Origin of the sequence: Nonomuraea sp. NPDC023979 (assembly GCF_040639085.1) — a bacterium.
Lineage (GTDB): Bacteria > Actinomycetota > Actinomycetes > Streptosporangiales > Streptosporangiaceae > Nonomuraea > Nonomuraea ceibae.
On record NZ_JBEZZG010000024.1, the window covers coordinates 118,140 to 132,139 of the forward strand.

12 protein-coding genes are annotated in these 14,000 nt (G+C 73.5%); 9 read left to right on the plus strand and 3 right to left on the minus strand.

The window, feature by feature from the left end:
• Positions 1-63 precede the first annotated feature (63 nt).
• From AB0G11_RS33295 to AB0G11_RS33310, 4 genes are all read left to right on the plus strand, one after another.
• Positions 64-666, plus strand: coding sequence for an ACT domain-containing protein (locus tag AB0G11_RS33295; RefSeq protein ID WP_219509428.1), 603 nt, complete (start codon positions 64-66; stop codon positions 664-666).
• Between the two features lie 39 nt (positions 667-705).
• Positions 706-1,224, plus strand: a complete 519-nt coding sequence (locus AB0G11_RS33300) for a MaoC family dehydratase (RefSeq protein ID WP_219509429.1) — start codon at positions 706-708, stop codon at positions 1,222-1,224.
• A gap of 3 nt (positions 1,225-1,227) precedes the next feature.
• On the plus strand, positions 1,228-2,388 hold the full coding sequence (locus tag AB0G11_RS33305) for an acyl-CoA dehydrogenase family protein (protein WP_219509430.1): 1,161 nt from the start codon (positions 1,228-1,230) through the stop codon (positions 2,386-2,388).
• A gap of 99 nt (positions 2,389-2,487) precedes the next feature.
• Positions 2,488-3,687 (plus strand): acyltransferase, encoded by a 1,200-nt coding sequence (locus tag AB0G11_RS33310; protein ID WP_357590619.1) that lies wholly within the window; start codon positions 2,488-2,490, stop codon positions 3,685-3,687.
• Here the strand turns inward: AB0G11_RS33310 and AB0G11_RS33315 are convergent.
• On the minus strand, positions 3,602-4,099 hold the full coding sequence (locus AB0G11_RS33315; protein ID WP_357590620.1) for a hypothetical protein: 498 nt from the start codon (positions 4,097-4,099) through the stop codon (positions 3,602-3,604). The genes AB0G11_RS33310 and AB0G11_RS33315 overlap by 86 nt on opposite strands.
• 119 nt (positions 4,100-4,218) lie before the next feature.
• On the opposite strand from AB0G11_RS33315, the gene AB0G11_RS33320 reads away from it, so the two are divergent.
• Positions 4,219-5,502 carry a hypothetical protein gene (locus tag AB0G11_RS33320; protein ID WP_357590622.1) on the plus strand — a complete coding sequence of 428 codons (1,284 nt, stop codon included), beginning with the start codon at positions 4,219-4,221 and terminating at the stop codon, positions 5,500-5,502.
• A 13-nt stretch (positions 5,503-5,515) separates the two neighbouring features.
• On the opposite strand, the gene AB0G11_RS33325 is transcribed toward AB0G11_RS33320, so the two are convergent.
• The gene (locus AB0G11_RS33325) at positions 5,516-6,802 is read right to left on the minus strand and encodes an ATP-binding cassette domain-containing protein (protein ID WP_219517397.1); all 1,287 of its coding nucleotides are present in this window, start codon (positions 6,800-6,802) and stop codon (positions 5,516-5,518) included.
• Between the two features lie 230 nt (positions 6,803-7,032).
• Here AB0G11_RS33325 and AB0G11_RS33330 point away from each other — a divergent pair, with 230 nt between their 5' ends.
• The 4 genes from AB0G11_RS33330 to AB0G11_RS33345 are packed head-to-tail and all read left to right on the plus strand — an operon-like array spanning position 7,033 to position 11,768.
• A complete protein-coding gene (locus tag AB0G11_RS33330; protein WP_219517395.1) occupies positions 7,033-8,493 on the plus strand; it encodes a glycoside hydrolase family 13 protein in 1,461 nt (486 codons plus the stop codon).
• Positions 8,494-8,498: 5 nt separating this feature from the next.
• Positions 8,499-9,524, plus strand: coding sequence for a LacI family DNA-binding transcriptional regulator (locus AB0G11_RS33335; protein WP_219517393.1), 1,026 nt, complete (start codon positions 8,499-8,501; stop codon positions 9,522-9,524).
• Complete coding sequence (locus AB0G11_RS33340; protein WP_357590624.1) at positions 9,521-10,390, plus strand: adenosine kinase; 870 nt, start codon at positions 9,521-9,523, stop codon at positions 10,388-10,390. The genes AB0G11_RS33335 and AB0G11_RS33340 overlap by 4 nt, the downstream gene beginning before the upstream one ends.
• A gap of 43 nt (positions 10,391-10,433) precedes the next feature.
• On the plus strand, positions 10,434-11,768 hold the full coding sequence (locus tag AB0G11_RS33345; protein WP_357590626.1) for a hypothetical protein: 1,335 nt from the start codon (positions 10,434-10,436) through the stop codon (positions 11,766-11,768).
• Here the strand turns inward: AB0G11_RS33345 and AB0G11_RS33350 are convergent.
• Positions 11,765-13,717 carry a protein kinase gene (locus AB0G11_RS33350; protein WP_357590628.1) on the minus strand — a complete coding sequence of 651 codons (1,953 nt, stop codon included), beginning with the start codon at positions 13,715-13,717 and terminating at the stop codon, positions 11,765-11,767. The genes AB0G11_RS33345 and AB0G11_RS33350 overlap by 4 nt on opposite strands.
• Between the last annotated feature and the right edge of the window lie 283 nt (positions 13,718-14,000).

Sequence of the window (14,000 nt, forward strand, 5' to 3'; positions counted from 1 at the left end):
CCGTGGAACCTTCCGGAAACCTGTCCACGGCACTGTGAGAAGCCTCGGGAAGGGAGGGCGGCAATGCTGCTGAGACTGAGGGTGTCGCTGCCGGACCGGCCCGGTGGCCTCGGGCAGGTCGCCAAGGTGCTCGGGACGCTCGGCGCCGACATCCTGCAGGTCACCGTGCTGGAACGGGAGAAGGGCCGGGCCGTGGACGACTTCACCGTCTCCTGGCCCGGCGCGGCGAGCCCGCAGGAGGTGCGCCAGCGGTTCACCGACGTGCCGGGCGTGCGGATCGAGGGCGTGTGGCCGACGCGCGAGGCACCCGGCTCCGCGCCCGACTACGACCTGCTCATGCACGTCGCCGCCGAGCCGGGGCGCGGGCTGGCGACGCTCGTCGACGCGCTGCCGGGGCTGTGCGGCGCCGAGTGGTCGGTCGCCTACGCCGACGGCGCGGTGCGGCACGCCTCGCTGGCCGCGCCCGACTACGTCGACCTGCCGGAACCGCCGCCGCGGGCCGCCTGCCTCGACACCGAGAAGCTGCGGCTGATGCTGCTGCCGGTCACCACGCAGAACCTGCACCTGCTGGTGGCGCGCGCCGACGGGCCGGTGTTCCACCGCGCCGAGCTGGAGCGGGCCGTGCGGATCGTGGACGTGGTGTCTGCGCTGGCCGCGCGTAAGTGATCGTTGACCGGCGAAACGGACGATGACTAACGTGGCCGGATGACCGTCCACGAAGCGCGCATCGGCCGTCACTACGAGGACTTCGTGATCGGCGACGTCTACCAGCACCCGCTGGGCCGCACCATCAGCGAGGCCGACAACACCTGGTTCACGCTGCTCACGATGAACACCAACCAGAACCACTTCAACGCGCACTTCGCCGCGAAGGCCCCGGCCGGGAAGATCATCGTGAACTCGGGGCTGACCGTCGCCATCGTGCTCGGCCTGTCGGTCATGGACGTCAGCCAGACCGCGCTGATGAACCTCGGATGGGAGGAGATCCGCCTCACCCACCCGGTGTTCATCGGCGACACCCTCTACGCCGAGTCCCTGGTCACGGCCAAGCGCGAGTCGAAGTCGCGGCCGTACGCCGGGATCGTCACCTGCCGCACCCGCGGCCTCAACCAGGACGGCGACGAGATCATGTCGTGGACCCGCACGGTCATGGTCTACAAACGCGACGCCCCGCACGACAAGGGCTATTTCCCCCAGGCCAAGACCGGCCCTCTGGAAGGCTGAGCGATGGACTTCGAGCTGACCGACGAACAGCGGGCCTTCCGCGAGACGCTGCGCGCCTTCGTCGACAAGGAGATCGTGCCGGTCGCCACCGAGTGGGAGCACTCCGGCCGCTACCCCACCGAGATCGTCGAGAAGATGAAGACGATGGGCCTGTTCGGCCTGTCGGTGCCCGAGGAGCACGGCGGGCTCGGCGCCGACATGGTCACCTTCGCGCTCGTCTTCGAGGAGATCGCGCGCGGCTGGATGGGCGTGGCCGGCACCATCGGCTCCCACTCCATGGCCTGCTCGATGATCGCCCGCCACGGCACCGGCGAGCAGAAGCGCCTGCTGCCCGAGCTGGCCACCGGCGCCCGCCGCACCGGCATCGCGCTCACCGAGCCCGGCGCCGGCACCGACCTGCAGGGCATCCGCACCCGCGCGGTCCGCGACGGCGACCACTACGTCGTCACCGGCACCAAGACGTGGATCACCAACGCCCGTCACGCCGACCCGCTGCCCGTGCTCGTCAAGACCTCGATCACCGAGCCCGCCCACAAGGGCATGTCCGTGCTGCTCGTCGACCCGTCGGCCGAGGGCTTCGCCGTCAGCCGCGACCTGCCCAAGCTCGGCTACAAGGGCACCGAGACGTGCGAGGTGGCGCTCGACGGCGTCCGCGTCCCCGTGGGCGCGCTGCTCGGCGGCGTCGAAGGGCGCGGCATGCAGCAGGTCCTCGGCGCGCTGGAGATCGGCCGCGTCAACATCGCCGCCCGCGCCGTCGGCGTCGCCCAGGCCGCCTACGACGCCGCCCTCGGCTACGCCCGCGAGCGCACCGCGTTCGGGCAGCCGATCGCCGACTTCCAGGCCATCCAGCTCAAGCTCGCCGACCTGGCCACCGAGATCCAGGCCGCCCGGCTGCTCACCTACTGGGCCGCCTCCCGCGCCGACAGCGGGCAGCGGATCGACATGGAGGCGGGCATGGCCAAGTACTTCGCCTCCGAGGTCGCGCTCAAGGCGTCGCTGGAGTCGATGCGCATCCACGGCGGCTACGGCTACTCCCAGGAGTACGTGGTCGAGCGGCTCTACCGGGACGCGCCGCTGATGGCGATCGGCGAGGGCACCAACGACGTGCAGCGGCTGGTCATCGCCCGGGCGCTCGTCTCCGGGAAGGGCCGCATCGGCTGGTAGCCGGAGCTCAGATCGGGCGCACGACTACCATTACCGTCCTTTGTCCGCACATAGGGAACAAGCGGCATCGACCGGGCAAGTCAGGGTAGGTTTGGCCGGGTGTCGATCGCCCCAGCCGCATCCAGCGGCACCGCGTCCGATTCCGCCGGCTCCCACTCCAGGCTCGCCTGGCTCGACGCGCTCCGCGGAATCGGCGCCCTGGCCGTCGTGGCCGAGCACATGCTGCCGTGGTACCTGCCGTCGGCACGGCCCTACTGGTTCAGCTTCGGGGTCTTCGGCATCTTCGTGTTCTTCCTGGTCAGCGGCTACATCATCCCGGCCTCCCTGGAGCGGCACGGCGACGTGCGGGCCTTCTGGCTGAGCCGCGTCTTCCGCCTCTACCCGCTCTACCTGGCCGTCTCCGTCCTGGTGCTCGCCCTGGCCTGGTGGGTGCCGGTCCGCGAGGCCGTGCCGCGCGACGGCGGGTCCGTCGCCGGGCACGCCACCATGCTGCTCGACGTCGTGGGCGTGGGCGGGCTCGCCGACACCATGTGGACGCTCTCGTACGAGATGGTCTTCTACCTGCTCGTCACCGCGCTGTTCCTGCTGAGGCTGCACGAGCGCAGCGCGCTGCTGTCGGTCCTGTTCGCCGCCACCGGCGTGGTGACCGGGCTGGTGATGAGCCGCGCCCTGTTCGGCGGCGCCTGGGTGGCGTACGCGTCCTGCGCGGTGTTCGTCGCCGGGCTCGCCTGCGTGATCGGCGGCCGGTTCCGCAGGGCGGCGGCGCTGAGCATGGGCGTGATGGCGCTCGTCCTGCTGGTCCTCAACAGCCGGGTGCCGTGGCTCGGCGCGGCCATCGTGGCGCTCATGTTCGCCGGCACCGCCGTCCACCGGTGGGAACGCGGCCGGGGCAGCCTCTGGCCCGTCGCCCTCACCACCGCGCTCGTCGCCGTCTCGCCCTTCTGGGCCGTCCAGAACGGCTGGTGGTGGGTCCAGCCCGACGTGTGGGTGACCACGATCGCGCTGTCGGCCGCGGTGTTCGGCGGCGCCATGGCGCTGCGCGGCAGGCGGCTGCCGAAGGCGCTCACCTGGCTCGGCCTGATCAGCTACTCGCTCTACCTCGTGCACCACCCGGTGCTCAAGTACGTCAGCGCGGTCGCCGGTGACCTGCGCGCCGCCTCGCTGCCGGTCCAGCTCACCGCGACCGTGCTGGTCACGGCGCTGATCGTGGCCGTCAGCGCGCTGACGTACCGCTGGGTGGAACGGCCCATGCAGGAGCTCGGCCGCCGCCTGTCCCGGCGCTGGGCGACAGCGCGATAGCGACCTCCGGGTGGCGGGACAGCGCCTCGCGCACCACCGGGTCCTCCACCATGAGGAACGCCAGGTGCCGGATCGCGTGCGCCGCCACCTGCGCCACCTCCACCCGCTCCGGCGACGGCGTCGCGGGCGCCGCGCCCCGGGCCGGCTCCGCCGCCGGCCGCCCGTCGGCGGGCAGCCACGGCTCCGGATCGGGACACACCGCGTAGGTCAGCACGATCTCGCCCGGCCGGTGGCGCCAGCTCGTCGAGTGCACCACCACCTCGTCCGTGCCCGGCTCCACCCCGGCCGCCCGGCGCGCCGCCTCGTCGGGGCTCTCACCAGCGGCGGGGGAGACCACCACGCGCCGATAGGACCAGCCGTCGCCCGTCCGCAGCAGGAGCGTCTCGACCGAGACCACGTGTCTTGCCGTCACCGCCAGCAGCCTACTGCCACCCCTGTGCAGGAACGCCCATCTCGCATGTGTGTCCCGCTCTTGCGCGAGCGGCCCGCCCGTGGCAGTAGTCGAGGACGGGACAGAGAGAGGCGGGGGCCATGCCGGGGACGCTGGTGCTGATGGGATCGGGCGAGACGAGCCCGACCATGGTGGAGGTCCACCGGGCCGCCGCCCGCGCGCTGCCGCCCGGCGCGCGGGCCGTGCTGCTCGACACCCCGTACGCCTTCCAGGAGAACCGCGCCGACATCTCCGCCCGCGCGCGCGGCTACTTCGCCCGCAGCGTCGGCCTGGACGTCGAGGTGTCCGGCGACGTGACCGGCGCCGTCTGGGTCTTCTCCGGGCCCGGCAGCCCCACCTACGCGCTCGACCGGTGGACCGGCTCCGGCGTGGCCGCCGACCTGCGCGCCCGCGTCCGCGCCCGCACCGGCGTCACCGTGCTCGCCTCCGCCGCCGCCTGCACCGCCGGGCTCGCCACCGTGCCCGTGTACGAGATCTACAAGGCCGGCGCCGACCCGCACTGGCGCGACGGGCTCGACCTGCTGGCGGCGCTCGGGCTGCGGGCCGTGGTGATCCCGCACTTCGACAACGCCGAGGGCGGCACCCACGACACCCGCTACTGCTACCTGGGCGAGCGGCGGCTGTCGCGCATGGAACGCGAGCTGCCGCCGGGCTCGGCCGTGCTCGGCGTCGACGAGCACACCGCGCTCGTCATCGACCTGGAGAGCGAGTCGGCCGAGGTGGCGGGCCGGGGCGTCGTCACCGTCCGCCGCCCGGCGGGGGCCGGAGCGGCGGTGACCGAGCTGCCCGCGGGGACGCGTACCGATCTGGACGAGCTGCGGCGGCTCGCCGAGGGGCGGCGGGGCGCCGCCGCCGCGGCCCGCGCCGCGCGGCCGGCCGCCGGGCGGGCGGCGCCCGAGGTGACGCTGGAGGAGAGCGCCCGCGCGTGCGAGCGGGACTTCGAGCGGGCCGCCGCCGAGGGTGACGCGCCCGCGGCGGCCCGCGCGGTGCTCGCGCTGGAGGCGGAGATCGCCAGGTGGGCGGCCGACACGGAGGAGGACGCGGGCGGCGTCGAGCAGGCGAGGGAGCTGATGCGGCTGCTCATCGCCCGGCTCGGCGAGCTGGCCGCCACGGCCGGCGTCCGCGCGCTCGTGGAGCCGCTGCTGGCGCTGCGCGCCACGCTGCGCGGCCAGGGCGGCCAGGGCGGCCAGGGCGGCCAGGGCAAGCAGGGCGGGCGGGGTGGCCTGGGCGGGCAGGGTGGTCAGGGCGGGCAGGGTGGCCTGGGCGGCTACGAGGTGGCGGACGCGCTGCGCGCCGCTCTGCTGGCGGGCGGCGTCCAGGTCGAGGACACCCCGGACGGCCCCCGCTGGACCCCGGCCTCCTGAGCGGAGGGACGGGTCAGCGGCGCGGCTTGTCGATGCGGGCGCCGTCGGTCGTGAAGAGCATCAGGCGGTTGGGGTCCACGCCGACCTTCGCGGCGTCGCCCGCGCGCCAGACGGGCCGGTTGCCGAGGCGGACGATGAGGTCGGCGCGGCGGTGGATGCCGCTGCCCGGGTGCTGCCCGACCTGCTCCTGCTCCTGCTGCTCCGGCTCGCCCCGGTTGGGCAGCAGGCGGCGGACGAGCCCGGCGATGCCGCCGGAGCCGCTGCGCTGGCCGTTGCGCAGCGCGGTGCGGTCCGGGGGCTCGGGCACGGGCACCGCGGGCACGCCGCACTCGATGTAGGCGAGCCATTCGTGCCCGTGATACTCCAGCGCCCGCACCCGCCCGAAGAACGACGGCCCGTCGTACGACTCGGGCACCGGCGCGAGCCCGTCGGGCCGCATGCCGACCAGCACCTGCCCGCCGGTGTACTGCGAGATGGCGTACGCGCGCGGATCGCTCCACGGGATCGTCAGCCGGTGCGGCCCGAAGTCGAGCAGCACGTACTGGTTCTGCGGCGTGCGCACCGTCGCTGCCAGCAGGTTCAGCTGCTGCGAGTTGAGGAACGCCGCTACGAACGCCGTTGCTGGATCGTTGTAAATCTGGGCCGGAGTGCCGACGTCCTGGAGGACGCCGCGGTTCAGGATGGCGATCCGGTCGGCCAGCGTGAGGGCCTCGACCTGGTCGTGCGTCACGTAGATGGTGGTGACGCCGAGCGACCTGACCAGGGCGGAGATCTCCATGCGCAGTTCGGTGCGCATGCCGGCGTCCAGGTTGGACAGCGGCTCGTCCATGAGGAACAGCTTGGGCTGGCGGACGATCGCCCGGCCCATGGCGACGCGCTGGCGCTGGCCACCGGACAGCGTGCCGGGGCGGCGCTCCAGGGTCTCGTCGATGTGCAGCGCCTTGGACAGCTCGGTGACGCGCTCGCGGACCATCGCGGGGTCCGACTTGGCGATCTCCAGGGGGAAGGCGATGTTCCCGCGCACGGTGCGGTGCGGGTAGAGGGCGCCGTTCTGGAACACCATGGCGACGTCGCGGTCGCGCGGCGCCAGGTGGTTGGCCATCTGGCCGTCGAGCCACAGCTCGCCGTCGGTGATCTCCTCCAGCCCTGCGATCATGCGGAGCAGGGTGGACTTGCCGCAGCCTGACGGGCCGAGGAGGACGAGGAACTCGCCGTCCTCAGCCTTGAGGCTCAGGCGATCGACCGCGAGGTGGTCACCCGGATACACCTTGGTCACTTTGTCGAGAACGACCGAGCTCATGGGCCCACACCTTGCGCACGTGTCACCTGTGACGGGGCTGATTGAAGAGGTAGTACATCGTGCCTTAACGCCGCGTGTCCACCCTTGACATAAAAGATCTCGCTCGCGGGGGTTTCGGACGGGGGTTTTGTGCATCCGAACACCTATATTTCCGGATGCGCGGCCCTGGAAGGGCTTGCGAAAACTTGCCGCAAGCCTTTCAATGGTCGAGAACTTACGGGGGGTAAACCATGACCGCGTGGTGGCGTGACGCCGTGATCTACCAGGTGTACGTGCGCAGCTTCGCCGATGGCGACGGAGACGGCGTCGGCGACCTGATAGGCGTGCGCGATCGCCTGCCCTACCTCGCCGGGCTCGGCGTCGACGCGATCTGGCTGACCCCTTTCTACACCTCGCCCATGGCCGATTTCGGCTACGACGTCGCCGACTACCGCGACGTCGACCCGCTGTTCGGGACACTGGCCGACGCCAAGGCGCTCATCGACGAGGCGCACGGGCACGGCCTGCGGATCATCGTGGACATCGTGCCGAACCACACCTCCTCGGCCCACCCCTGGTTCCAGGAGGCGCTGCGCGGCCACAACCGCGACCGCTACATCTTCCGCGACGCCCCCAACGACTGGGAGTCGATCTTCGGCGGCCCCGCCTGGACCCAGGTGGACGACGGGCAGTGGTACCTGCACCTGTTCGACTCCTCCCAGCCCGACCTCAACTGGGAGCACCCCGAGGTGCGCGCCGAGTTCGAGTCGATCCTGCGCTTCTGGCTCGACCTGGGCGTCGACGGCTTCCGCGTCGACGTGGCGCACGGCATGGTCAAGCCCGCCGGCCTGCCCGACATCGGCCACACCGGGCAGACCCGGCTCATCGGCAACGACGTCGTCCCGTACTTCGACAACGACGGCGTGCACGAGATCCACCGTGCCTGGCGGCGCGTCCTCGACTCCTACCCCGGCGAGCGCATCGGCGTCGCGGAGGCGTGGGCGCCGACGCCGGAACGGCTGGCCCTGTACGTGCGGCCGGACGAGCTGCACCAGGCGTTCAACTTCCACTTCCTGTTCGCGCCCTGGGACGCCGCCGCGCTGCGCGAGGTGATCGACTCCTCGCTCGCCACCGCCGGCTCCGTCGGCGCGCCCTCCACCTGGGTGCTGTCCAACCACGACGTCAAACGGCACGTCACCCGCTACGGCAGCCTCGCCCGGGCCCGCGCCGCCGCCCTGCTCACGCTCGCGCTGCCCGGCTCCGCCTACGTCTACCAGGGCGACGAGCTCGGCCTGCCCGAAGTGCTCGACCTGCCCGCGGAGCTGCAGCGCGACCCGCAGCGGCTGCGCGACCCCGACAGCGGCCGCGACGGCTGCCGCGTGCCCCTGCCGTGGACGCGCGATTCCGGCTGGCGCGACCCGTGGCTGCCCGTCCCGCCCGCCTGGTCGGAGCTCAGCGTCGAGGCCCAGGACGGCGACCACCGCTCCACGCTGGAGCTCTACCGGCAGGCGCTCCGGCTGCGCCGCACCTTCTCCGGCGACCTCGTCTGGCACGACTCGCCCGAGGGCACGCTCGTCTTCTCCCGCGGCGACCTGCTGTGCACGGTCAACCTGACCGGCGAACCCGCCGACCTCGCGCCCGGCGCCGAGCTGCTGCTCTCCTCGGACGTCCCCGGAGCCGCCGATTCGGCCGCCTGGTGGAAAGTAAAGTAGCGGCCATGAACGGTCACGCTCGCCTAGCCGACATCGCCGCCCAGGCCGGGGTGAGCGAGGCCACGGTCAGCCGTGTGCTCAACGGCAAGCCCGGCGTCTCCGCGGCCACCCGGCAGGCCGTCATGACCGCGCTCGACCTCATGGGCTACGAACGCCCGCCCCGCCTGCGCCAGCGCAGCAACGGGCTGATCGGCCTGGTCACCCCCGAGCTGGACAACCCGATCTTCCCCGCGTTCGCGCAAGCCATCGAGAAGGCCCTCACCCAGCACGGCTACACGCCGGTGCTGTGCACCCAGCTGCCCGGCGGCGCGCCCGAGGACGAGTTCACCGAGCTGCTGGTCGACCGGGGCGTCAGCGGCATCGTGTTCGTCTCCGGCCTGCACGCCGACACCACCGCCCGGATGGACCGCTACACCCGCCTCACCGACCGGGGGCTGCCGATCGTCCTCGTCGACGGCTACAGCGAGCACATCGCCGCGCCGTTCATCTCGCCCGACGACCGCATGGCCGCCCGGCTGGCCGTCCAGCACCTGGTCGACCTCGGCCACGAGCGGATCGGCCTCGCGCTCGGGCCGCGCCGGTTCGTGCCGGTGATCCGCAAGATCGAGGGCTACCGGCAGGCGATGGCCCAGCTCCTCGGCGCCTCCGCCGCCGACGAGCTCATCACGCACTCGCTGTTCTCCGTCGAAGGCGGCCAGGCCGCCGGCGCCCAGCTCCTCACGCTCGGCTGCACCGGCATCGTGTGCGCCAGCGACCTCATGGCGCTCGGCGCGATCCGCGCCTGCCGCGAGAGAGGGCTGTCGGTGCCGGGGGAGGTGTCGGTCGTCGGCTTCGACGACTCGCCGCTGATCGCCTTCACCGACCCGCCGCTCACCACCGTGCGCAAGCCCATCATGGCGATGGCCCAGGCCGCCGTGCAGACCCTGCTCGAAGAGGTCAACGGCGCCCCGGCCAAGCACGTCGAGCTGATGTTCCAGCCCGAGCTCGTCGTACGCGGCTCCACCGGCTCCGGCCCCCTGGTCAACCGGTGAAGGACGTCCTCGTCCTCGGCGGCGCCGGCGTCGACTCCACCGTCTACGTGCCCGAGCTGCCGCTGCCCTACCGCGACACCTACCACGTGCCGCCCGTCGTCGACCGGATCGGCAACACCGGCGCCGGCGTGACGCTCGGCTGCGCCGCGCTCGGCCTCGACGTCGCCTTCGCCGACCTGATCGGCGACGACCCGCAGGGCGCGCTCGTCCGCGACGCGCTGCGCGGCGTCGACTGCGCCTGGGGCCACGCCGAGGCCGGCACCCGGCGCAGCGTCCTGCTCGTCGGCCCCGACGGCCGCCGCACCTCCCTGTTCGACCCCAAGGCCACCCCCGGCGAACGGCTGCCGCGCCACCTCTACACCGGTATCCGCGCCCGCCACGCCCACGTGTCCATCACCGACTTCTGCCGCCACGTCTACCCCGACCTCGCCGGCACCCCCACCTCCACCGACCTGCACGACTGGGACGGCGTCAACCCCTACCACGAGGACTTCGCCCACCGCTCCGACCTGGTCTTCCTCTCGGCCACCGCGCTGCCCGACCCGCCCGCCACCATGCGCGCCATCCTCGCCAGGGGCCGCGCCCACACCGTCGTGTGCACCCGCGGCGCCGACGGCTGCCTCGTCCTCACCCGCGACGGCGACCTGCGCGCCTTCCCCGCCGCCTCGCTGCCCGGCCCGGTCGCCGACACCAACGGCGCCGGCGACGCCTTCGTCTCCGGCTTCCTGTACGGCACCCTGCGCGGCCTGCCCGTCGACACCTGCGCCCGGCTCGGCGCCATCGCCGGAGCCCACGCCTGCACCACCCCGGGCACCCACGAATCCCCCATCACCGAAGCCACCCTCCTCGAACGCTCTCGAACATAGAAGCCCGTACGGCGGCCCGAAGACCGGCCAGGAGGGGAACGACATGTACCTGATCTACCGCTCGTGGGGCGAAGGCGTCCTCGGCAAGTCGGTGCGGCGCTTCCCGGAGCCGGCGGTGCTCGACTGGTTCCGCTCCATCTGGGCCACCCCGGAGGCCGTCCACGACCTGGGCGTGCACGGGCTCGGCCACATCCCCGGCGAGGGCGGTCCGCCCCCGGCGGACATGGCCGGGTTACGCACGCTCGCCAGGTCCCGGCTGTCCGACTCCCACCAGTGCAACGTCGACGACCACAGCCTGCGCGGCCTGGCCAACGGCCTCGACCACGAGGTGGCCTACTACCTGCTGGACGACGCCGTGGCCGAGGCCGAGCCACGCCGCTGGGCGTACGCCGTGCACGACGGCCCGCTGCCCGACGGCTCCGGTGACGCGCCGTTCGACCCGCCCTGCCCGGTCACCCACCTGGGGCCGCTGTCTTCCGGCGACGGCACCGTGTACGCGATCTTCATGGAGTGCGTCGCCAAGCACGACAGCATCGGCCGGCATCGCCCCTATGCCCTGACCGGCGTGCGGCTTCCCGAGCTGGGCGCCGCGCTGCGCGAGGCCGTCCCCGACGGCGACACGTGGCCGCGAGAGCTGGAGGTGCTGCGCGCCATGGTCGCGCCGGGGGAGACCGGCATCGGCCCGGCGCTGCGGCGCTGCAACGACTGGCCCGACTTCCTCGACTCGGAGACCGACGGCCACACCGGCTCCCACGAGGCCGCGCTCCGGCTGACGGCGGCCCGCCCGCCGGCGCCCTCCTTGCATCGGGAGCGCACCGTCGTCCACGTGGGCGAGCACCTGGCGCAGCTGTTCCTGTCCGGCTGGAACGACACGTACGGGCAGTGGTTCCTGTTCGACGACCGGTGGGCCGGAGCGCACCCCGACCTGGCCGCCTCGCTGACGTGGTTCGCCGCCCACTGGGACCCGGCCTGCGCGCGCCCGCACAGCAGGCTCACGACCTGCGCCGACAACCGCGTCCGCTACGTCGCCGTAGCCGGGCCCGACGGCCGCCCTGTCGTGCGCCTCGCCGGCCCTCAGGACGAGGACGGCCTCGGGGACCTCTGGTCGTCCGATCGTCCCGCGCCCGCCCAGCGAGTCCTCGCCACCGTCGAGCTGCAGCTCCGGCAACCGGCGCCGGACACCTGGAAGCTCACCCACTACTCCGTCGACCCGCGCCGCCAGGGGCGGCTCACCGCCGGGCTGCTCGCCCAGCGCATCGCCGCCGACCTGCGCGCCGAGGGAATCACCCAGGCGACCGGCTGGCTGCCCGACGACCGCGCGCACGGCAAGCTCTTCCTCCGGGTCCTCGGCGACCTGGGCCGGCGGCGCCCGGACTAACCGAGGCTGATGCGGACGCCGTCGCTCAGGGCGGAGTCGTGCAGCTCCAGGCCCGCGGGCTCGGCGTCGCGCGGCAGCTCGAACACGAGGGTGCCGGTGAACGACTTGCCGGGGCCGATGCTGATCGGGGAGATCTCGGCGCCCTCCTTGTCGAGCAGGCGGGAGCCGTCGTGGGCGCCGTCGTCGGCGTCGAGGAGCTTCTGCTGCGCCGGGTAGAGGACGCGGGCGTCCTGGCCGACGTTGCTCACCTTCAGGGCGATCCGGCAGGTGCGCCGCTTGGCGGACCTGGCCGGTTCGGGGCACTTGGCGGCCGTGACGGCGAAGCTCAGCTTGCCGTCGCGCACCGGCTCGCCGTCCTCGCCCACGGCGGGGCCGCGTGACATCCAGATGAGCACCGTGATCAGCACCGCGATGAGCACCAGCGTGATCACCAGGGCGGTCATGCAGCCGGTGAACACGTTCCGGCCCGTCCGCGCGGCCTTGGGGAAGGGGCGCGGCGGGAGCGGGCCCTGGCCCGTACGGTGCGGCGCCATCGGCACCGGGCCGGTCCGCTCGGGGTGCGGCAGGGACGACGGTACGGGGCCGGTGCGCTCGGCGTGCGGCATCGGCCCCTGCCGCGTCCGGTCGCCACGCGGCTGCCCTCCCGGGACCGGGCCCGTACGGTCGGCGTGGGGCATGGCCGTGGGGCCGGTGCGCTCGGCGTGGGGCATGGGCGTGGGCCCGCTGCGCTCGGCAGGGGGCACGGGTGCCGGGCCCGTACGCTCCGGATGGGACGCCGGGACGGGGCCGGTGCGCTCCGGGTGGGGCGCGTGCCCCCGCGCGGACCCGTGCCCGGGCGGCGGTGGCGGCGGCGCGGCCCCGTGCCGCGACGACGACTGCGCCCCAGGCGGATGCCCCTGCGGGCCGTGCGGCGCCTGCGACGACCCCTGCGGCCCCTGGGCCGCCTGCGGGCCCGGTGGGCGGTGCGGGGCGGCGGCGGGCTGCGGGCCGCGGGACGGCTGCGGCCCCGGAGGCGCGGGGCGGGGACCCGGACGGCGTGACCCGGCGGCCAGGGGGGGGAACTCGGCCGGGTTCCACGAGTCGGTGAGGTGGCGGGTGGCGGCGAGCTGCGCGGCCGGCTCGTCCGTCGCGCTCACCAGCTCCAGCAGCAGCTGCTTGGCCGTGGGCCGGCGCGCCGGGTCGGGGTGGATGGCCGCGGCGACCAGCCGGTCGAGCGGCGCGGGCAGCCCGCGCAGGTCAGGCGGCGCGGTGCGGGCACGGGCCGCCATCACGTACGCGTCGCCCTCGCCGAACGGATGCCCGCCGAGCCCCGCGTAAGCGATCAGCGACCCCCACGCGAACACGTCGCCCGCAGGGCTCGTACGGCCCTCGAAGACCTGCTCGGGCGCGATCCAGCCGGGCGTGCCCATCACCATGCCGGCGTTGGTGTGCCGGGAGCCGACGTGCGTCGAGCGGGCCAGGCCGAAGTCGATGACCCGCGGCCCGGCCAGCGTCAGCATCACGTTGGCGGGCTTGAGGTCGCGGTGCACCAGCCCGGCGGCGTGGATGGCGGTGAGCGCGGCGGCGACCCCGACGGCGGCCGAGTGGAGCATCGACGACGACAGGCTGCCGTGCTCGATGAGGTGGTCCTCCAGCGAGACGCCGTCGATGTACTCGGTGACGAGGTAGAGGACGCCGTCGTGCTCGCCGTGGTCGAGCACGCGGGCGGTGCAGAACGAGGCGACCTTGCGGGCGTTGGACACCTCTTCGTGGAAGCGCGCCCGGTAGACCGCGTCGGCGGTGAAGTCACGGCGGATCGCCTTGAGCGCCACCTGCTCGCCGTCGCCGCCACGGGCCAGGTAGACGGTGCCCATGCCGCCCGAGCCGAGCCGGCTGAGCAACTCGTACGGGCCGATCGCCGGCGGATCCTCCGGCGTCAGCGGAGTGCCGGAGCGACCCTGCTGCCCCAACGTCGCTGTCCTCTCGCCGTCGTCATCCCTGCCGACCAACCGACCATGTCACCCCAGACTCTAACGGAGGAAGCGACCGCTCGGTGGCGGTGCGGCGGCCTCGGTATCACCGGCTGCCGGGCGGGCGCGGCACACCCGGCTCGATGATCTGCGCGTACACGAAAACGCCCACCTCGCCGGGGCTGTCGCCTCCTCCGCCAGGCTCGGGCGCTTCCCCGCGCCGAAGGGCCTCACCGCCGCCCGGCCGTTCCCCCTCAGCGGGCCCCGCCCGACCCCGCCAAGG